The 21,548-nt window shown below is 42.5% G+C and carries 16 protein-coding genes; 9 read left to right on the top strand and 7 right to left on the bottom strand.

The window, feature by feature from the left end; all coding sequences use genetic code 11:
* Positions 1–198: 198 nt before the first annotated feature.
* Positions 199–1,590, top strand: coding sequence for an MFS transporter (locus tag MKY83_RS09855; protein WP_065098176.1), 1,392 nt, complete (start codon positions 199–201; stop codon positions 1,588–1,590).
* Positions 1,591–1,613: 23 nt separating this feature from the next.
* Positions 1,614–3,221 (top strand): glycoside hydrolase family 43 protein, encoded by a 1,608-nt coding sequence (locus tag MKY83_RS09850; protein WP_126741841.1) that lies wholly within the window; start codon positions 1,614–1,616, stop codon positions 3,219–3,221.
* Positions 3,222–3,265: 44 nt separating this feature from the next.
* Here the strand turns inward: MKY83_RS09850 and MKY83_RS09845 are convergent, their stop codons facing one another.
* Positions 3,266–4,426: an ROK family transcriptional regulator gene (locus MKY83_RS09845; protein ID WP_126741843.1), complete on the bottom strand. Its 1,161-nt coding sequence runs from the start codon at positions 4,424–4,426 to the stop codon at positions 3,266–3,268.
* 213 nt (positions 4,427–4,639) lie between these two features.
* Between MKY83_RS09845 and xylA the strand changes: the two genes are divergently transcribed.
* The 3 genes from xylA (at position 4,640) to MKY83_RS09830 (ending at position 8,289) form a co-directional block, all read left to right on the top strand.
* Positions 4,640–5,977 (top strand): xylose isomerase, encoded by a 1,338-nt coding sequence (gene xylA / locus MKY83_RS09840; protein ID WP_106065419.1) that lies wholly within the window; start codon positions 4,640–4,642, stop codon positions 5,975–5,977.
* Between the two features lie 35 nt (positions 5,978–6,012).
* A complete protein-coding gene (gene xylB / locus MKY83_RS09835; protein ID WP_342487249.1) occupies positions 6,013–7,512 on the top strand; it encodes a xylulokinase in 1,500 nt (499 codons plus the stop codon).
* A gap of 90 nt (positions 7,513–7,602) precedes the next feature.
* On the top strand, positions 7,603–8,289 hold the full coding sequence (locus tag MKY83_RS09830) for a glycoside hydrolase family 11 protein (RefSeq protein ID WP_113768509.1): 687 nt from the start codon (positions 7,603–7,605) through the stop codon (positions 8,287–8,289).
* 49 nt (positions 8,290–8,338) lie between these two features.
* Here the strand turns inward: MKY83_RS09830 and MKY83_RS09825 are convergent, their stop codons facing one another.
* Positions 8,339–10,375, bottom strand: a complete 2,037-nt coding sequence (locus MKY83_RS09825) for a molybdopterin oxidoreductase family protein (protein ID WP_342488631.1) — start codon at positions 10,373–10,375, stop codon at positions 8,339–8,341.
* Between the two features lie 130 nt (positions 10,376–10,505).
* Complete coding sequence (locus MKY83_RS09820; RefSeq protein ID WP_044141276.1) at positions 10,506–11,702, bottom strand: cytochrome P450; 1,197 nt, start codon at positions 11,700–11,702, stop codon at positions 10,506–10,508.
* 423 nt (positions 11,703–12,125) lie between these two features.
* Between MKY83_RS09820 and proC the strand changes: the two genes are divergently transcribed.
* Genes proC through MKY83_RS09805 form a run of 3 tightly spaced genes read left to right on the top strand, consistent with a single transcriptional unit; the run spans position 12,126 to position 15,404 of the window.
* On the top strand, positions 12,126–12,971 hold the full coding sequence (gene proC / locus MKY83_RS09815) for a pyrroline-5-carboxylate reductase (protein ID WP_080550335.1): 846 nt from the start codon (positions 12,126–12,128) through the stop codon (positions 12,969–12,971).
* Between the two features lie 27 nt (positions 12,972–12,998).
* The gene (gene proB, locus MKY83_RS09810) at positions 12,999–14,117 is read left to right on the top strand and encodes a glutamate 5-kinase (protein WP_044141275.1); all 1,119 of its coding nucleotides are present in this window, start codon (positions 12,999–13,001) and stop codon (positions 14,115–14,117) included.
* A gap of 18 nt (positions 14,118–14,135) precedes the next feature.
* Positions 14,136–15,404 carry a glutamate-5-semialdehyde dehydrogenase gene (locus MKY83_RS09805; protein WP_342488629.1) on the top strand — a complete coding sequence of 423 codons (1,269 nt, stop codon included), beginning with the start codon at positions 14,136–14,138 and terminating at the stop codon, positions 15,402–15,404.
* A gap of 58 nt (positions 15,405–15,462) precedes the next feature.
* On the opposite strand, the gene MKY83_RS09800 is transcribed toward MKY83_RS09805, so the two are convergent.
* On the bottom strand, positions 15,463–16,032 hold the full coding sequence (locus MKY83_RS09800; protein WP_065098426.1) for a GNAT family N-acetyltransferase: 570 nt from the start codon (positions 16,030–16,032) through the stop codon (positions 15,463–15,465).
* 86 nt (positions 16,033–16,118) lie between these two features.
* Here MKY83_RS09800 and MKY83_RS09795 point away from each other — a divergent pair, with 86 nt between their 5' ends.
* Positions 16,119–16,940, top strand: coding sequence for a MerR family transcriptional regulator (locus MKY83_RS09795; RefSeq protein ID WP_065098168.1), 822 nt, complete (start codon positions 16,119–16,121; stop codon positions 16,938–16,940).
* A 47-nt stretch (positions 16,941–16,987) separates the two neighbouring features.
* Here the strand turns inward: MKY83_RS09795 and MKY83_RS09790 are convergent, their stop codons facing one another.
* The 3 genes from MKY83_RS09790 to MKY83_RS09780 form a co-directional block, all read right to left on the bottom strand.
* On the bottom strand, positions 16,988–18,817 hold the full coding sequence (locus MKY83_RS09790; protein ID WP_065098167.1) for an ABC transporter ATP-binding protein: 1,830 nt from the start codon (positions 18,815–18,817) through the stop codon (positions 16,988–16,990).
* A complete protein-coding gene (locus tag MKY83_RS09785) occupies positions 18,814–20,547 on the bottom strand; it encodes an ABC transporter ATP-binding protein (RefSeq protein ID WP_065098166.1) in 1,734 nt (577 codons plus the stop codon). Before MKY83_RS09785 ends, MKY83_RS09790 begins: the two co-directional genes overlap by 4 nt.
* A gap of 94 nt (positions 20,548–20,641) precedes the next feature.
* Entirely contained in the window at positions 20,642–21,544 is a 903-nt protein-coding gene (locus tag MKY83_RS09780) for a LysR family transcriptional regulator (protein WP_342490530.1), read from the bottom strand.
* Positions 21,545–21,548: the final 4 nt, after the last annotated feature.

The following is a 21,548-nucleotide window of genomic DNA, read 5'->3' as shown; positions in this document are numbered from 1 at the left end:
AAGTATTGATCCCTATATTGAAGGAGATGATTCTGTCATTCGACTGTTTTGCTGCGTATTTGGGCTAAGCTGAAAGGAAGAGATGTTCAGCTACATTTTTATAACAAATTGAAAGCGCTTTATATTTCCTGTATTGATTGCTGCTGCCCTCCATCATCTGTTCGTTAGAAGAGGTTAAGTGAAGAAGGGAGAAAGCTCATGGTTAGTGAGAATTTAAAGAAGATTCGTATGTCTGAAAAAGTGGGATATGCTTCAGGGGATTTCGCATGTAATTTGATTTATGCAACTGTCTCTACGTATCTATTATTTTTCTATACAGATGTGTACGGTTTATCAGCGGCAGCAGCAGGGACGATGTTTTTGGTTGTTCGCGCCATCGATGCGCTTGCAGATCCATTTATTGGTGCAATGGTGGACCGGACGAACAGCCGTTTTGGTAGATTCAGACCTTATTTGTTATTCGGTGCCTTTCCTTTTGTCGTACTTGCCATTCTTTGCTTTACAACACCTGATTTTTCCGAAATGGGTAAACTCATTTATGCCTACATCACGTATGTTGGTTTATCGCTTACATACACATTCATCAACGTTCCTTATGGTGCTTTAACTTCTGCAATGACAAGAAATAACCAAGAAGTTGTCAGTATTACGTCCGTTCGTATGGTGTTTGCCAATCTAGGCGGTCTAGTTGTGGCTTTTTTTGTACCTTTTCTTGCGACCTTTTTAAGTGATACGACAGGAAATACAGCACTTGGCTGGCAGATGACGATGGCTTTTCTCGGCGTTCTTGGCGGCGCATTACTGATTTTCTGTTTTAAAAGCACGAATGAACGTGTCACGCTTCAAAAGCCAGAGGAAAAGATTAAATTCAGTGATATCTTTGTCCAGTTACGAGTGAATCGCCCGCTTGTTGTATTAAGCATTTTCTTTATTATTATTTTTGGTGTGAACTCGATCAGCAACTCTGTTGGGATCTATTATGTGACGTATAACCTTGGCAGAGAAGATTTAGTGAAATGGTACGGACTCATTGGCAGTCTGCCAGCTTTAATGGTGCTGCCGTTTATTCCGAAGCTGCACAAGCTGTTAGGAAAGAAAAAGCTGCTGAATTATTCTTTATCGCTGAATATCGTAGGTCTCCTTGCTTTACTTGTGATACCGCCGAGTCAAATCACTTTAATACTGATTTTCAGGCTCGTTGCTGCTGCTGGGAGTATTACAGCCGGTGCTTACATGTGGGCACTCATTCCTGAGACTGTTGAATATGGCGAATATAAAACTGGAAAAAGGATGGGCGGACTGATCTACGCAGTCATTGGATTTTTCTTTAAATTTGGAATGGCATTAGGCGGAATTGTTCCGGGGCTTGTACTCGATCGATTTGGCTATGTTGCAAACCAAATACAGACGCCAGAAGCATTGCTTGGCATTTTAATCACGGTAACAGTGATTCCTGTATGCTTACTGATTTTAGCGATGATTGATATTAATTTTTATAACCTAGATGAAGAAGAGCACCAAAAAGTCGTGAGGGAGCTTGAGAATAGGGATCAAGTATATATCGATCATATGGACGATTTTAAAATGTAGGTCGTGAAAGAGGAGGAAGTTGAATGAAAATTACCAATCCAGTACTCAAAGGATTTAACCCAGATCCAAGTATTTGCCGTGTAGGAGAAGATTATTACATGGCGGTCTCTACATTTGAATGGTTTCCAGGGGTGCAAATTTATCATTCGAAGGATCTCGTCCATTGGCGGCTTGCTGCGCGTCCTTTGCAAAAAACGTCGCAGCTGGACATGAAAGGGAATCCTGATTCTGGCGGAGTATGGGCACCGTGCCTAAGCTATGCAGATGGTCAGTTTTGGCTCATTTATTCAGATATTAAAGTAGTGGATGGTCCTTTTAAAGATGGTCATAATTATTTGGTTACGGCAAGTGAAGTTGACGGTGATTGGAGTGAACCGGTTAAGCTTAATAGCTCTGGCTTTGATCCCTCTTTATTTCATGACCAAAGCGGGAAGAAATACGTCTTAAATATGCTGTGGGATCATAGGGAAAAGCACCATTCCTTTGCGGGTATTGCTCTGCAGGAATATAGCGTGACGGAAAAGAAACTCATTGGTGAGCGGAAGGTCATTTTTAAAGGCACACCGATTAAATTGACAGAAGCACCGCATCTTTATCACATCGGTGATTACTATTATTTATTAACAGCAGAAGGAGGCACCAGGTACGAGCATGCGGCAACAATTGCCCGTTCCCCGCAGATTGAAGGGCCTTATGAGGTTCATCCTGATAACCCAATTTTAAGTGCTTTTCACACGCCTGAACATCCGCTTCAAAAATGTGGGCATGCTTCCATTGTTCAAACGCATACAAATGAATGGTATCTCGCCCATCTGACTGGCCGCCCTATTCAATCAAGCAAGGAATCTATTTTTCAACAGAGAGGGTGGTGTCCTTTAGGAAGAGAAACAGCGATTCAAAAGCTTGAATGGAAGGATGGCTGGCCGTATGTTGTGGGCGGAAAAGAAGGAACGCTGGAGGTTGAAGCGCCAGCGATCAACGAAAAGGTTTTTGCTCCTACCTACCATACAGTCGATGAGTTTAAAGAATCAACGTTAAATAGACACTTCCAAACATTAAGAATTCCTTTTACTGAACAGATCGGTTCATTAACGGAAAAACCTCAGCATTTAAGGTTATACGGTCAGGAATCTCTAACATCTAAGTTTACTCAAGCTTTCGTTGCAAGGCGCTGGCAAAGCTTTTATTTTGAAGCAGAGACAGCTGTGTTGTTCTTTCCAGAGAATTTTCAGCAAGCCGCTGGTCTTGTGAATTATTACAATACTGAAAATTGGACAGCGCTTCAGGTGACATATGACGAAGAACTTGGCCGCATTCTTGAATTATCTGCCTGTCAAAACCTTTCCTTTTCTCAGCCATTGACACAAAAAATCGTCATTCCAGAGGAGGTCACCTATGTGTATTTAAAAGTGACCGTTCAGAAAGAAACATATACCTATTCTTATTCTTTTGATCAAAAAGACTGGAAGGAAATTGATGTGATATTTGAATCTAGCCATCTATCTGATGACTTCATTCGAGGAGGAGGATTTTTTACAGGGGCATTTGTCGGCATGCAGTGCCAGGATACAAGTGGTGAGCGTCTTCCTGCTGATTTCAACTATTTCCGTTATGAGGAAACAGATAAATAAAAAAGACAACACGGTAAGAGCTGTCTTTTTTATCTATGAATCTGTCACGGTGAGAGGGTGGCATCTTGCAGAAAAGCTTCAATGACGAGAGATGTCATCCCTAATACCGGTGCGTTGTGTCCTAATGACGAAGGAAGCAGCTCGACATGTGAACTGAATAGAGTGTCTATCCTTGAGGATACCTCCTCTTGAATCACACGTAGAACCGTCGGCTGCGCTTCAATCACTTTGTTTCGTAAAATAATCGCTTGCGGGTTAAAGGTATGCAGGACGTTTGTGAGGCCGACTCCAAGATAAAAACCAAAGTTGCGCAAGGCATTGAGCGTTTTCATGTCATTTAACATTGCCAGCTGTTCCACATCTTGGTGAGAGATGGGCTGATCATTTGTTTGAAGGGACTGAAACAAGGCTTTCTCAGATGCATACAGCTCCCAACATCCACGGTTTCCGCAGCTGCAAGTTGGTCCATTAAAGTCGATGGTCATATGTCCCATTTCACCAGAAAAGCCGTATGCACCTCTGTATAAATGATGATTGATAATGATCCCGATTCCAATGCCAGTGCCGATGCTGGCATAGATCAAATGATCATAATGTTTAGCGGCACCAAAGATTTTTTCACCATATGCACCAGCATTTGCTTCATTTTCAATGAATATGGGTACTTGGAATGCGTCTTGGAGCGTTGTTTTTAGGTCAACATTTTTCCATTTAGAATGCGGCGTAAACACGATTTGTTGATCGGCATCCACTAGCCCGGGTATACATAGGCCAATACCTATGAGCCCATATGGGGAAGAGGGGATTTGTGCCATCAACTGCTGTATTAATTCAGTTAATATGCGTATGGTCACATCAGGAGCGCTTGATGGGAGCCTGATCTGCTCTTCTTGAAGGATGGACCCTTCAAGGTCGGTTAAAATGCCATTGACATAATCAACGCCGACATCAATCCCGATGGAGCAGCCAGCACGTTTATTAAACATCAGTAAAACCGGTCTTCTCCCGCCGCTAGACTCACCTTGGCCGATCTCATAGACGAGTTGCTCTTTCATTAATGTACTCACTTGAGAGGAAACAGTCGATTTATTTAACCCAGTGCGTTCAGATAATTTGGCTCTAGAAATTGGCGCATGCTGGAGAATTTCTTTTAATAATAGCTTTTGATTTATTTTTTTCACAAAGTTCTGATCAGCGATATCCATGTTATCCACTCCATTTGTTTCGTCTTTAGATTAAGTGAAGAAAAAAGCTGTTTTTCTTCGCCTGTAATCTGTAAGAAGGATGATTTTAACTTTATTATAACGAAAATATTTCTAAAAAACTAAAAAATGTGGAAAATTCGAAGTGAATTGATCATCAATTGAACATTAGTTTGTTGAATCAACTTACTAAGATATTCATAGGAGGAATAAAAGATGGCCAACTCAAATATGAAAACGTTACACAGCTTAGAAGGAATCGGAAAAATACAATTTGAAGGAAAACAATCAAAAAACCCACTCGCTTTTAAACACTATGATCCAAGCGAAGTGATTGGCGGAAAAACTATGAAAGATCATCTGCGCTTCTCAGTCGCTTATTGGCATACATTGACTGCTGATGGAACAGACATGTTTGGAACTGGTACGATGCAGAGGGCCTGGGACTCCTATAGCGGGATGGATTTAGCAAAAGCTAGATTGGAAGTAGCCTTTCAACTGTTTGATCTATTGGATGTTCCGTATTTTTCCTTCCATGACCGTGACATTGCACCGGAGGGAGATACGCTTCAAGAGACGAATCAGCAATTAGACATCATTTTAGAAAGAATGAAAGAATACATGCGTGATAGCGGAGTCAAGCTGCTGTGGAATACGGCCAATATGTTTAAGCATCCTAGGTTTGTACACGGCGCAGCGACATCTTGTCATGCAGATGTCTTTGCTTATGCAGCCGCACAGGTGAAAAAAGGCATCGAAACAGCTAAAGAACTTGGCGCAGAAAATTACGTTTTCTGGGGAGGACGAGAAGGATACGATACTCTGCTGAATACTGATATGAAAAGAGAGCTTGACCACATGGCGTCATTCTTGCATATGGCTGTTGATTATGCAAAGGAGATTGGATACACTGGCCAATTTTTAATTGAGCCTAAGCCAAAGGAGCCAACCACTCATCAATACGATGCAGATGCAGCGACATCTATTGCCTTTTTAAAGCAATATGGACTAGATTCACATTTTAAATTGAATATCGAGGCCAATCATGCGACGCTTGCTGGTCATACGTTTGAGCATGAATTACGCGTCTCAAGAATACATGGATTGCTCGGTTCTGTAGATGCGAACCAAGGGAACACGCTGCTTGGCTGGGACACTGATGAATTTCCAACCGATTTATATGCCACAACTCTTGCCATGTATGAAATTTTGCAAAATGGCGGACTAGGAACTGGCGGTCTCAATTTTGATGCAAAAGTGAGAAGAGCTTCTTTTGAGCTTGAAGATATTTTGTATGCCCATATTGCGGGTATGGATGCATTCGCAAAAGGACTGCGGGTCGCTCATAGACTCATAGAAGATCGTGTGTTTGAAGATGTGATCAAGCACCGGTATCGCAGTTTTTCTGAAGGGATTGGCCGTGACATTTCAGAAGGAAAGGCAAACTTTCATACATTAGAAGAGTATGCGCTCAAACACCCTTTAATCAGAAACGAATCGGGAAGAGAGGAACAGTTGAAAGCCCGGTTAAATCAATACTTGTTAGAAGATTGATTGAAGAAGCGGACCTGTTTTGAAGGAGTGAAGACATGAAGTATGTGATGGGAATTGATCTTGGAACGAGCGGAGTCAAAGCCATATTAGTCGATGAGAATGGAAAGGTGTGCGGCGAGGCCACTAAGCCTTACCGCCTCATTCAACATAAACCTGGATATTGTGAACAGAACCCAGAGGATTGGGTTGAGCAGACAGTGGCTGCGATGAAAGAACTGATGGCAAGACAGCCTGTTCTTTCAAAGAAAGTAGAGGGCATCAGCTTTTCTGGACAGATGCATGGTCTGGTTCTTTTAAATGAATCCCGCGAGGTGCTCCGCCCTGCGATTTTATGGAATGATACACGAACGACTGCACAATGTACACGCATCACAAAAAAGCTGGGGAAACAGCTGCAAAAGATCACGAAAAATCAGGCGTTAGAAGGATTTACACTGCCAAAATTATTATGGGTAAAGGAACATGAACCAGAAATTGATCAACAAATCGACATGTTTTTACTCCCAAAAGATTATGTCAGATTTCGTTTAACAGGGACTGTTCATATCGATTATTCTGATGCGGCTGGCACATTGCTGTTAAATATTGGAGAGCAAGCGTGGAGTAAAGAAATTTGTCAGGCATTTAATATTCCTCCTCATATTTGTCCGCCGCTTATCTCATCAGAGGAAGAGGTTGGTACACTATTTCCGCACATTGCACGTGAGACGGGGATCGAAGAGGGGGCAAAAGTCTTTGCTGGCGGGGCAGACAATGCTTGCGGAGCAATTGGTGCTGGTATTTTATCCTCTGGCCGCACGTTATGCAGCATTGGTACATCTGGCGTCATTCTCTCTTACGAAGAGGATCATGAAAGAGAGCTTAAAGGAAACTTGCATTTGTTCCATCATGCAAAAAAAGATGCTTTCTACACAATGGGTGTCACCCTTTCAGCAGGATATAGCCTTAATTGGGTAAAACATTTACTGGCTCCAGAGGAATCGTTCCAATCACTTTTAGAGGGTGCAGTTGATGTCGCGCCAGGAGCGAATGGATTGCTCTTCACGCCATATTTAGTAGGGGAGAGAACACCTCATGCGGATTCTACCATTCGTGGAAGCTTGATTGGTTTAGACAGCCGACATGAAAGGGCGCATGTCGTCAGGGCTGTGCTAGAAGGGATTACCTTCTCGTTAAATGAATCTATTGCCTTATTCCGGCAAGCAGGAAAACACATAGATTCTATTGTGTCCATTGGGGGCGGTGCAAGAAGCCGGACATGGCTTCAAATGCAAGCAGACATTTTTCAGGCTGAGGTCATCCAGTTAGAAAATGAACAAGGGCCTGCTTTAGGTGCAGCTATGCTGGCCGCCGTTGGTTGCGGCTGGTATCCATCGCTTGAGACATGTGCAGATCAGTTTATTCATCAAGCTGCTGTCTATGAGCCAGAGCAGCAACATGCAAGTATATATGCTGATCTATTTCATCTGTATCAAAAGATCTATACACAAACAAGAGACATCCATGCCGGGTTAGAACAATACCGTTCCGTCTAGCAGAGAATGGTGATATGAAAGGAGGTGATGAGCTCGCTTCATCTTAGAGAAGGCAGAACAATTTTAATGAAAAAAGGAGAGGGATGGAAAATGAATTTGAAAAGATTGAGGCTGTTGTTTGTGATGTGTATTGGGTTTGTGTTGACACTAACTGCTGTACCAGCTTATGCGAAAACGATTTATAATAATGAAGTAGGTACACATAGCGGGTATGATTACGAATTATGGAAGGATCATGGAAACACCTCGATGACACTTAATAACGGCGGGGCATTTAGTGCAGGCTGGAACAATATTAATAATGCTTTATTTAGAAAAGGAAAGAAGTTTGATTCCACTAAAACTCATCATCAGCTTGGCAACATCTCTATCAATTACAACGCAAACTTTAACCCAGGTGGGAATTCCTACTTATGTGTCTATGGCTGGACACAATCTCCATTAGCAGAATACTACATTGTTGATTCATGGGGCACCTATCGCCCAACAGGAACGTATAAAGGATCATTTTATGCAGATGGGGGCACGTATGACATTTATGAAACGACCCGTGTCAATCAGCCTTCCATTATTGGAATTGCGACCTTCAAGCAATATTGGAGTGTACGTCAATCGAAACGTACGAGTGGAACGGTATCTGTCAGTGCACATTTCAAAAAATGGGAAAGCTTAGGGATGCCAATGGGCAAAATGTATGAAACGGCATTTACTGTAGAAGGCTATCAAAGCAACGGAAGTGCGAATGTAACGACCAACCAGTTGTTTATTGGTCAATAGAAAGCATTAAAAAGCCAGCAGTTTTTGCTGGCTTTTCTTCTGTCTATGATCATTTTTCAACTTCCACTCTGCCAGAAAAGAACGTCGCACCGCCGCCCATATCTGCTAGCCGATCAGGTGTTAGTCCGTTGACTAGCTGTTTTTTGCCTTTTTGATCTGCCCATAATCCTTGACTGACCACAACACCAGGTAATACATTGTGACCGACTGACACGACAAGCTCGCATTCTCCTCGGTCATTCAGCACACGCACCATGTCACCATCTTCAATCTCTCTTGCCTTTGCATCAACTTCATTCATGTGAAGCTTAGGAAACTTCTCGAGCTTTTGATGCTTTTCATGAAGTGAGAAGGTCGAGTTAAGGAAATTATGATTCGGTCCCGGTATAAAGGTAAGCGGATATTCGCTTTCCTGATAAAGGGGCACGTAGGTTGGCAGTGCTGGATATCCGTCTTTTTTCATTTGTTCAGAATAAAGCTCAATTTTGCCGCTCGGGGTAGAGAGCTTTAAGTCTTGGAAAGGTCCTCGTTTTGCTTTGATCCATTTCTTTTCTTTTAATGCCTCGTATGAAATGTCCTCATAATGCGGATTTTCTGGATGATGAAGGGCTTGTTCCATGAGTTCCGCATCTGTCTCGCGGAAGGCTTCATCTTCAAAGCCCATCGCATGGGCTAACAAGCGGAACACTTCCGTATTGGATTTGCTTTCTCCATAGCGTTCAATCACTGGCTCTTGAATTTGAATATAATGGTGCCAGTATGATGTATAGAAATCCTCATTTTCAAAAGCGGATGTGGCCGGCAGGACAATGTCTGCATACTTAGCTGTCTCTGTCAGAAATAGATCATGAACGACTGTAAATAAGTCATCTCTCAGCAAACCTTCTCTTACTTTATTTGCTTCAGGCGCGACAACGGCTGGGTTAGACGAGTAAACAAAGAGTGAATCAATGGAAGGCGCTGCATTTGTCAGCACACTGCCCAGCTGATTCATATTAAATGATCTTGGCGTGCGTTCCTTTAATAAATCCGGCCGCTGAAGAGCTGTTTCATTATAGCTGAGAAAAGAAGAGTTTGATTTCATCGCACCGCCGCCCTTGTGGAGCCACTGACCAGTTAGGGCAGGGAGGCAGGAAATGGTTCGAATACTCATCCCGCCATTATCATGGTGCTGCAAACCATTGCCAATACGAATAAGAGATGGCGATGTTTCTGCGTACATTCTTGCAAGTGTAAGGATATCCTCTTTAGAAACCCCCGTGATGCCCTCAACAGTGTCTGGATCATACTGCTTCACATGCTCACGCAGCTCCTTATGACCGGTTGTATAAGATTCTAAAAAGGCTTCATCTGTCAGTCCTTCTTTAAAAAGGACATGCATGATGCCAAGGGCAAGTGCACTGTCAGTACCAGGTCGAAGCGGAATGAACCAATCTGCCATCCGTCCAGTTTGGTTCTTGTGAACATCAATCACGACAATCTTTGCTCCTTGCTTTCGCGCTTTTTGTGCAAGGGTGATTTGGTGCATATTGGTCGACACGGCATTGATGCCCCAAAAGATGAATAGTTTCGTATGAATGGTCTCTTCTGGATCTGTCCCAATGCTTGCACCCATTGTATATTTATAGCCAGTCGTTCCTGCTGACTGACAGATGGTCCGGTCTAATTGACTTGAACCAAGACGATAGAAAAAGCGGCGGTCCATGCCTTCTGCATTCAGATTGCCCATATTCCCATAAAAGCTGTAAGGCAGAATACTTTCTGGACCTTTTTCTTCAATCAGTTTTGTCCATTTTTGCCGAATGGTTTCAATGGCTTCTTCCCACGTAATCGGGGCAAATTGTCCATCGCCTTTGCGGCCAACACGCTTCAAAGGAGTGGTCAGTCGCTTTTCATCATATAAACGGGCTGTGACATTCCGCACTTTGTTACATATGTTGCCTTGGGTGACGGGGTGGTCTGGATCTCCCTGCACTTTTACGATCTTTCCATTTTCTTTATGTATCAAAAGACCGCACTGATCCGGGCAATCTAACGAACAAACTGATTTGAATATTCCGTCTTTCATTGCTGTATAATCGGTCATGAATTTTTGGCTCCTTTTCTGAAATCCGTTATCACTTTATATGGACTTTATTTTAGCATGTTCGGAGGTGGAAGGTAAGAAAGAGATGATGAATTGAAGAAAATGAAAAAAAGCCCCTCAAAAGGGACTTTTAAAAACGGGTGACCTGTACAGGAAATTCTTTTACCCCAAAAACAAATGTGCTTTGAATAGGTTTTAGCTGATCTGCCGCACAGGTGATGTCTTGAAACGTCTGGAGTAAAACCTCAAGGGCAATGTTGCTCTCAAGGCGGGCAAGCGGTGCACCGAGACAAAAATGAATGCCAAAGCCAAAGCTCATATGTGGGTTTGATTTCCGGTCAAGACGGAACGTATCCGGATCGTCAAATTTCTGTTCATCACGATTTGCTGAAGCGACCCAGCTAATGAGATAGTCTCCTTTTTTAATTTTCGAGCCTGCAATCTCAACATCCTCGGCCGCGATTCGCCCAATGGCTTGAACAGGCGGGTAATAGCGTAACGTTTCCTCGGTCAATTGAGGAATAAGAGAAGGATCTTGCCGTACTGCTTCGGCGATATGCGGCTGCTCTGTTAGCAGTCTTACTGCATTTGTAATCAAATTGGTCGTTGTCTCATTACCAGCAACAAGTAATAGAATACAAAAACCAAGTAGTTCATTCTCGGTTAAACGCTCACCGTCGATTTCTGCTTGAATAAGAAGTGAGATCAGGTCATCAGCAGGGGATTCTTTTCGTTTTTGGATCAAGTGAGCAAAATAAGTGGACAGCTCTTCCTCTGCGCGTTTCTGCATATCGACTACTGCTTGAATGGCTTCTTTTGATTCATCCTTTGCACCTGCTACTAGGGCATCAGAATGTTTCTTAATGAACGCTCTATCCTTTACCTCTGCGCCGAGAAGCTCAGCAATAATCATGACAGGCAGGGGAGCTGCTAGATCTTCCGCGATATCAAACGTACGCTGATCCTTGACTTGTTGCAGCAGGTCATGTGTCAGGTCTTTAATGTTATCTTCTAATTGTTTAATCGCTTTTGGCGTGAATGCTTTATTGACGAGTGCTCTCATTTTTGTATGCTTTGGTGGGTCCATCGTTAAAATACTCGTTTTTGTCGTGCTTCTTCCTCGCTGTGATGAGAACACTTTTGGCTGCTTCAGAACAGACTGGATATCCGCATATCGAAAGAGATCCCAGCACTTTCTTGTTTCATCATATCTAATATCACTCTGCGCACGTAGCTCATTGTAAATAGGGAACGGGAAAAGAAGGTCATCGGTCGAACGGATTTCTTTCATTGGAATGACATTGATATAGTTTTCTTTCACTTTCATTATGAACGCTCCTTTTTCACTTAGTTTCCCTTTCACGGTATCACCCGTAAAATATCATTTCAACGGACATGTTTTCTAAAATATGTCAATAGTCTAATCGGAAGATTCAAGCACATTCGTCATATAGGAAAATAGAAATCCATTAGAAATGATAGCGCTTTCTATAAAATAGAATTGAAGTCACCGAAACCAAAAATAAAATGGGGAATTCAGTCGAACGAAAGGGTACTATGATGCAAATGCATATAGTTCTTTAGATCTAAAATGTTGTTTTGCAAAAGCGCAGTCAGTATACATACAGCAAGCGGTTGAACGCGTATTCGGGACTTTTGAAAAGCGCTGGCTCTTTCTTGACACGATTTCTCATCATGTTACGATAACTTACGTGCGAAAAACACGAACAAAAAGCGAACAAGGGAGAGGATCAATATCATTGATCAAAAGAAAGTTGCTTTCATTGGAGCAGGTTCTATGGCGGAAGGAATGATTGCAGGGATTGTACGATCAGGACAAATGCCGCTAGGCCAAATTTACGCAACAAACAGACAAAATCAACTTCGATTGAATGAACTAACGACACGTTACGGAATACAAACAGCCACAATGGATTCTTTTCCTTTTGAAGAAATGGATATGTTGATCCTGGCCATGAAGCCAAAGGATGCTGAAACAGCACTTGAATCGTTAAAACCTCATATTCAGAGAGACCAGCTGATCTTGTCTGTCCTTGCAGGCGTGAAGCAATCGTATATTGAAGATATGCTGCATGAAGGGCAGCCCGTGATGAGGGTCATGCCGAATACGTCAAGTACGATCGGGGCTTCAGCGACCGCTTTATGTGCTGGACGTTATGTGAAAGACGACCATATCAGCATGAGTCAGGCTCTTTTATCTGAAATGGGCGAAGTGTATACCATTCAGGAAGAGCAAATGGATATTTTTACTGGAATTGCCGGAAGCGGACCAGCCTATTTTTATTTCTTAATGGAAAGAATCGAAGAAGCAGGAGAAGAAGCAGGTTTATCTAAGGAATTGTCTCGCCAAATTGGCGCGCAGACACTTCTCGGTGCTGCGAAAATGCTGCAAGAAACAGAGGAAAACCCTTCTACTCTGAGAGAGAAAATTACGTCACCAAATGGAACAACAGCTGCAGGACTGAATGCATTAGATGATTTTGGCGGAGGAGAAGCAATCAAGCAGGCCGTCAAACATGCTACCAATCGATCAAAAGAGATCAGCAAACAGCAAAAACAAAAAGTATCTATATAAATAGAGCTTAGGTACAGGAGTGATAAGGTGTACGCAGATAAAGAGAGAAAACGAATTGTTGTAAAAATCGGAAGCAGCTCTCTTACTAGCTTTCAAGGAGAGATTAGTTTAAAAAAACTAGAAAACCTCGTCAATCAAATTGTGAAACTCAAAGATGAAGGGCACGAAGTCATTTTGGTTTCATCTGGTGCGGTTGCAGCTGGCTACCGAAAACTAGGATTTATCGATAGACCCAAAACACTGCCGGAAAAACAGGCATCTGCCTCAATCGGGCAAGGCCTTTTAATGGAATCATATTCTACTTTATTTTTATCACACGGTTATATTGCCTCACAGCTTTTAATCACAAGAAGTGATTTTTCAGATGAAACACGCTATCAAAATGTGCGCAACACGATGAATGTGTTATTAGATCGAGGCATTATTCCGATTATCAATGAAAATGATACAGTGACGATTAACCGCTTGAAGTTCGGAGATAACGATACATTGTCTGCAAAAGTAGCTGGACTCATTGATGCGGATTTCCTTGCCATTTTATCTGATATTGATGGCTTGTATGAAGATAACCCGCATACAAACCCAAATGCGAAGCGAATTCTGGAAGTCACAGACATCACAGAAGACATCGAAGCAGCGGCTGGAGATGCAGGCAGCAGTGTGGGCACAGGCGGAATGAAATCAAAGCTCGATGCGTTTAAAATTTCAATGGCCGCTGGTATCAATGGCTTTTTAGGAAAAGCGGATACGCCTCACATTTTAGACAAAGCCATTAATGGAACAGAGGACGGCACTTATTTTACTGCTGATGAAAATTTAGCACCGCTGAATTACAAGAAGCAGTGGATTGCCTTTCATTCTGGACCAAAAGGCGAGATCGTCATTCGTGAGAAAACACAGGAACTCCTCATGCACCGTGAGAGAAGCCTCGATTCCGATGGCATTGTCAATGTGAAGGGTTCGTTTAAAAAAAGGGATGTCGTCCGTATTTTAGATCAAGATGAAAGAGAAATCGGACTGGGCATTGTGAATTATTCGTCAGATGAACTCATCCAAAAGCGTGACTTCTTGCAGGATGAAGTAGTGCATGTCGTCGATCTTGAAGCATTTGTTTGTCATTTAGATCTATCGATACCAGTTTGCTAACCAAAAGGGAGGAATTCCATGACACTGACAGCTGAAGTTGTCACATCGGTCAAAGAAAAAGCAAAAAAAGCAAAGTACGTTTCAAAAAAACTAGGTTTACTTCATACAGAGGATAAAAACGAGGCACTGCTGAAACTAGCAGAAGCGTTAGAACAAAATAGCACGTTCATCTTGCAAGAGAATCAAAAGGATATAGATGCCGGGAAGGAAAAGGGCTTTTCAGAGGCACTCTTGGATCGTTTAATGTTAAATGAAGAAAGAATTCATGAGTTTGCCGAAAGCTTGCGGCTTGTGACGAGATTAACAGATCCTGTTGGAGAAATATTGGATGAATGGACTCTTGAAAATGGCTTGTATGTGAAAAGCCGAAGAGTACCGCTCGGCGTGATCGGGATGATCTATGAAGCGAGACCGAACGTCACTGTCGATGCAGCAGGGCTTGCCCTCAAGGTAGGCAACGCAGTGATTTTAAAAGGCGGTTCCTCCGCTATTTCTTCCAACAAAGCCATTGTGAGTGTGATTCATGAAGCATTGGATCAAACAAAGATCCCGCGTGATGCGGTGCAATTGATAGAACAAACAGACCGTTCATCGGTTCAAGCGATGCTTCATCTAAAAGAATGGATTGATGTCTTAATTCCGCGAGGCGGAGCTTCTTTAATTAAAACAGTGGTTGAACAATCTACCATTCCCGTCCTTGAAACAGGAACAGGAAACTGTCATGTCTTTATTGATCAAACAGCCAATGTGAAAAAAGCCATTGAGATTGTCATCAATGCAAAAACGAATCGTCCAGCTGTATGTAATGCACTTGAGACGCTAATCATCCATCGCGATTGGCTGAAAGAAAATGCGGCATCGCTGAATGAAGCCCTGCTAGAGCACCATGTCACCGTACATGGCGACGAGGCTGCACTGCCTCATTTTTCAAACGCCATTCCTGCTGTGGAAGTGGACTGGACAGATGAGTATTTAAGTCTTGATCTTGCCGTAAAGGTAGTCGATTCCATCGAGGAAGCGATCCACCATATTGAAAAGTACGGTACAAAACATTCAGAAGCCATCGTGACAGAGGATGAAGAGCAAGCACTCATGTTTTTAAACGAAGTCGATGCGGCGGCGGTTTATCATAACGCATCTACTCGGTTTACAGACGGCGGTGCACTTGGATACGGGGCTGAAATTGGTATCTCCACTCAAAAACTGCACGCCAGAGGTCCAATGGGGCTTCCAGCACTCACAACAACGAAGTTACTTCTGTCTGGAGACGGTCAGATTAGAAGCTAGATGAGATTCAAAAAACACTACCTTTTTTCATGGGGTAGTGTTTTTTTGATGCAGATATTTATTGGCTAGAGCAGGTTTTCTTCATCACTTTCTCAAACTTAAAAAATTCAAATTCCTCAGGTGCAGTATGCTGATTTTCTTGATCAGTTTCATGAGGTGCGTTCGGATCTGGATGTTTCATATGATAAAACTCCACAATTTGAAAGCCGCACTTATTGACATAGAAATGAATGTTGCGTTTTTCAAAATACGGAGTCACAACTTCCCAAACAATCGTTTCTGGATATTGCGCCTCGATGGCTTTCCATGCTGCCTGACCAATGCCTTTTCCGTGTGAGGATGAAGAGATGTATAATAAGTCAACTGAGTTGTGGTGGGTCTCGTGGTTGATTTTAATGACAACGCCGCCTGCTTTTTCGCCATTTAGCATAATATGATAAACAATGTGTTCATTCGAATGAAAAGATTCATCAATCACTTCACCTGGAGGAATCGGTCCATCATGCGCATCGCCAAATGCATCGATCACGCCAGCTGTAAAAGCTTTCTGCAGCTCTTTTTTCATTGAAGGGAAGTCCTCTTTTTTTGCCAGTTCTAATGTCACTTCATGTTGAGTGATGTTGTTCATGTTTTTATCCTTTCCAAGCGTAGTAGTGTTCTGCATGTTATCATAAAGGGTGGAGTAACTCCATAGTCAAGAGAGGAGCCTTAATGATGATGAATGATGTGCAAAAAACATTTTTCACTGGAGAATTTGCCAAGCTATTTGATGTAAAGAAAGATACCTTGTTTTATTACGATAAAATTGATTTATTTAAGCCAGCTGGTGTTCATGAAAATGGGTACCGTTACTATACACTTGAGCAATTTGATCATTTTATAGCGATTCAATCCCTTCGAGCTGTGCAATTTCCGATAAAAGAGTTAAAACAATATTTCACTGAGCCGTCCCGCGAAAGGCTCCAAAGCCTAGCAGCAGAACAAATAGACAAGGTCAAACAAGAGATTGAAAAACTTCAAGATATCCAGTCTTTTCTTATGCGGGTCATGGAGACGACGCATGAACTATCATCTGTGAAAATAGGGGAGGTCTTGTTTCAAGAGCTCCCAGAAGAACCAGTTGTATTAAGTGCACCGAACCCGATTGACATGAATACATCCGTAGAAGAAATATCTCGTATTGTTGGACATTTTCTAAAAGAAATTGGCATAAAAGGGGCTGCGGCAAATGGTGCTGTCTTAAAAAAGGAGCAGTTTCTTCAGCGCCACTATCATCAGTCAGATCAGCTGTTTTGCCGAATGGAAGCGCCGGGAGCAGTTAAAAAACCTGCGGGCCTTTATGCGGTGATGTATGATCAAGGATCATATGAAGAGATTGAATCTGCTTATTCGCGCTTGTTAGATGTAATCGAGAAAGAGGACATGATGCTGGATGGAGATGTCTTTGAGGAGTATTTGCTTCATTCACTCTTGTCTAAAAATGAAGCAGAGTATATAACGAAACTCAGTGTAAAAGTGAAAAAGCGTTTAGATTAACCAAAAAAGGATAGACCGCATGGATGCGTGTCTATCCTTTTTTATATTTAACCGACTTGATTCTCCGTAAATTGGCTCATATATAAGTCTGCATAGAAACCATTTTGTTTTAAGAGTTCTCTGTGCGTTCCTTTTTCAATGATGGTGCCATCTTTCATGACTAGAATAAGGTCGGCATCCTTAATCGTCGACAGTCTGTGTGCAATGACGAAGCTCGTTCTGCCTTTCATCAATTCATTCATCGCTTTTTGAATGTGCATCTCTGTCCGTGTATCCACACTGCTCGTCGCTTCATCTAATATTAAGATTTTTGGATCAGATAAAATCGCACGGGCGATGGTTAACAGCTGGCGCTGACCTTGGGATAGATTGCCGGCATCTTCTGTTAAGAGTGTGTCATATCCGTCTGGAAGCGTGCGGATGAAGTCATCAGCATAAGCATGTTTGGCGGCTTTGATGACATCCTCTTTTGAGACGTTCTGCCTGCCATAGGCAATATTATCATGAATCGTCCCTTCAAAAAGCCACGTATCCTGAAGAACCATTGCAAATAAGTCGCGTACTTGCTGACGGCTGAGATCAGTTGTTTTGACGCCGCCGATACGGATCGAGCCTTGATCTAATTCATAGAAACGCATTAAAAGATTGATGATGGTTGTTTTTCCAGCGCCTGTTGGCCCGACAATCGCAACCGTTTGACCTTCTTTGACATCTAAAGTCAAATCTTTAATAATTGGATGGTCTTTTTCATATCCGAATTGAACTTGTTCAAAGCTCACATCACCTGAAAGTGATTCAAGATCAATTGCTGCATCTTCCTCGGGACTTTCTTCTTTCTCATCCAGGATTTCAAACACCCTTTCAGCAGAAGCAATCGCTGATTGAACCAAGTTGGCGACGCTTGATGCTTGCACGAGCGGTTGAGACATTTGCTGCGTGTATTGGATAAACGCCTGCACATCTCCGACACGAATATTCCCGTTAATCACAAGAATACCGCCGGCTACACTGACTGCTACATAGCCAAGGTTCCCGATAAACGTCATCAATGGCATCATTAAACCGGATATGAACTGCGCTTTCCTCGATGATTCATACAGCTGTTCGTTTAATTGATCAAATGTATCGATCGCTTTCTTTTCGTAGCCATACGCACGAACCGTTTGATGCCCTGTGAACATTTCATTAATATGTCCATTGATCATCCCCAGCTCTTTTTGCTGCGCTTTAAAATGCTTTTGAGAAAATGACGTAATGCCGCGAATCGCAAACAGGCTGAGCGGCAGTGTTAAACAAACAAGCAAGGTCAACAGCGGACTAATCAATAGCATCATGACGACAATCCCAATGACCGTAATGACAGATGTAATCACTTGGGTGAGTGCCTGCTGAAGCGAAGTATTAATATTATCGATATCATTCATTACACGGCTCAGCGTGTCCCCGTGGGTTGTTTTATCAAAATACCGAAGGGGGAGACGTGTGAGCTTGTCATTTGCTTCTTGCCGTAATTCAGCAATGGTCTGTTGGGAGACACCCGCCATGACATATTGCTGTACGAATGAAAAGAGGGCAGCAACGACGTATAGCACGACAAGCAGCAATAAGATTCGTGAAATGACATCAAATTGTACAGCTGTTCCTTGTGTAAAGCTGTCAAACAGGGAAGAGGTGGCATCCCCTAGCAGCTTTGGACTAATGACGTTAAAGACGGTTGAACCGACTGCTGCAATGAAGACAATGATCAATTGAATCTTTCTTGGTTTTAAATAGCCAATCAAACGAAGCAGTGTTTTCTTAAATTCCTTTGGTTTTGCGACAGGTCCTCTAGGGTGGCCGCCTTTATGGCCCATGCCGGAAGACATTTTTTTACTCATCCTCGCTCCACCTCCTGACCTTCCTGTGATGCAACAATCTCTTGATAGACAAGGTTGTCCTTCAGTAATTGTTCATGTGTTCCGATACCTGCGATTTTCCCATCATCTAGTACGATGATTTTATCACTATGCTTCACTGTGCTGATTCTTTGCGCCACAATGATGAGGGCTGCATGCGCTTTTTCAGCTTCTAATGATGCCCGAAGCTTCGCATCTGTTTTGTAATCAAGTGCTGAGAAACTATCGTCAAACAGATAGAATGACGGTTTTCTCACTAGCGCTCTTGCAATAGAAAGACGCTGCTTTTGACCGCCAGATAGATTCGATCCGCCCTGGTCAATTTCCGCATTGATTCCGCCATCTTTTTGCAAAACAAATTCTTCTGCCTGCGCCGTGCGCAGCGCCTGCCAGACGTCTTCATCGCTTGCATTCTGCCTGCCGAAGCGTACATTATCGGCAATGGTTCCACTAAATAAAACCGCTTTTTGAGAAACGTAGCCCATCTGGCCTCTTAGTTTCTCCTGAGGCAGCTTTCTAATGTCTACACCATCTAGTGTAATCCGGCCTTCAGTTGCTTCGTAGAAGCGCGTCATTAGCTGGAGAAGAGTGGTTTTCCCTGAACCTGTACTTCCGATAATAGCTGTCGTTTCGCCAGTTTTGGCTTCAAACGAAATGTTTTGAACTGCCGGCTTTTCAGCATTTGAGTAATAAAATGACACATCCTCAAAGCGAATGGATTGTGCGGGCGCGTGCAGGTCAGTAACCGTTCCTTTATTGTCTTGAATTTTCGGTTCCATGTTTAACACTTCATTCATCCGTTTAGCTGATGCTTGTGCTCTTGGGACCATAATAAAACTCATCGACAGCATAATCAGTGCCATTAAAATCATCATCGCATATTGGATAAAGGCAATAAGATTCCCTACTTCCATCTCTCCGGCATCAATTCGGTTTGCACCTAGCCAGACAATGCCGATATTTGTGAAGTTCATGATGATGAGCATAAATGGAAACAAGTAAGCCATTAAACGGTTGACTCTCAGACCAGTATCCTTGTAGGATGTGTTGGCTTCTTGAAAACGCTCCTTTTCATTATCTACACGGTTAAAAGCACGAATGACCCGGATGCCTGAAAGAGATTCTCGCATAATTAAATTCAGCCGATCTGTTTTTTTCTGAAGCTGACCGAATAAAGGAATGGCTTTTCTCGACACCAAGTAGATAAATCCGCCAAGAAGGGGAAGAGCAGCTAGAAAGATGAGAGACAGGACAGCATCTCGGGATACAGCCAAAATAATTCCGCCCACAAGCATGAGTGGTGCTCTCGTCATCATTTGTAAGATCATGATCGTGACATCTTGGACTTGTTTCACATCATTTGTTGATCTTGTAATAAAGGAAGACGTCCCGATCCTTTGAAATTCTTCTAGTGAAAATTGTTCGACATGCACAAACAGCTGTCTTCTCATATCACGCCCGAAGCCAAGTGCAGTCTTTGATGACAAGTAAGACTTCCAGATCGTGAGTAAGATGGCAAGTAAAGAACAAGCCACCATCCAGCCGCCAACCTTCCATATGTAAGCAATATCTCCTTGGACGATCCCGACATCGACGATATCTGCCGTAAGCGTCGGTAAATACAGCTGGAGCATACTGCTTAAAAAGGTGAGGATCACAATGGACACAACGGATAGCCGATACGGCTTTAAAAACGATAAAATTGATTTCATACGAATACCTTTCTTCCATATAGTGTGTTGTTCTGTAACCCATCATATACAAAGAGGGATTATTTCCACAAATGAAATGTCTTGTTTTAATGAATTATTTATATTGTTCAATTTTAGAAAAGAAATCCTTCACGAACACATAAAAATCATGAGCAGAAGGTGACATTTCTCGTGATTTAGAAGCAATAATTCCAACAGTTCTTCTCACTTGCGGAAAATCGATCGGAATCTTCGCTGTAAAGCGCGGTGTGGTTTCATAAAAGGCACTTTCGGGTAATAAGGTAACGCCCATACCCGCTGATACGAGACCTTTAATAGCGTCTAAATCTTCTCCTTCTGATGAAATGGTTGGCTCATAGCCTGCCTGCTTACAAGCATCAACCGCAATTTGTCTCAGCACATAACCTTCTGGAAATAACACGAAATGATCTTTTCTTAAATCACTTAAATGAATACTCCTTTGTCCGCTAAAGGGGTGACTGACAGGCAGCAAGGCATAAATGCTTTCTGAAAACAAAATATTTCCTTCTATTTGAGGATCGTTTGTCGGTACAGGTCCTAAAAAGGCGAGATCAATATCTCGATTTTTTACAGCTTCAATGAGAAATTTATAGGATCCTTGACGAAGTAAAAAATCGACCTCTGGGTATTCATGCTTAAAGGCGGAAATAACAGAAGGTAGCACTTGGCTTGCTAGGCTAGTAGGAAAGCCGATATTGACGGTTCCTTTGTGCGGATCTAAATATTCATCAATTTGCTCTTTCGCATAATCAATGGCTTTTAGTGCCGTTCTGACATGATCTAAAAATTGTCTGCCGATCTTCGTTAATTTGATATTTCGTCCTTCTCGTTCGAATAAGGCCACTCCAAGTTCTTCTTCTAAATTCGCAATCTGCCGGCTGATCGCAGATTGGGCAACATGTAAGTTTTCAGCCGCTTCTGACACGTGTTCACGGTCTGCGACTTCTACAAAATAACGCAACTGACGAAGCTCCATTTTT

This window comes from Bacillus sp. FSL M8-0266, from assembly GCF_038613425.1.
Lineage (GTDB): Bacteria > Bacillota > Bacilli > Bacillales > Bacillaceae > Bacillus > Bacillus pumilus.
This window is presented reverse-complemented; position numbering and strand designations above follow the sequence as displayed.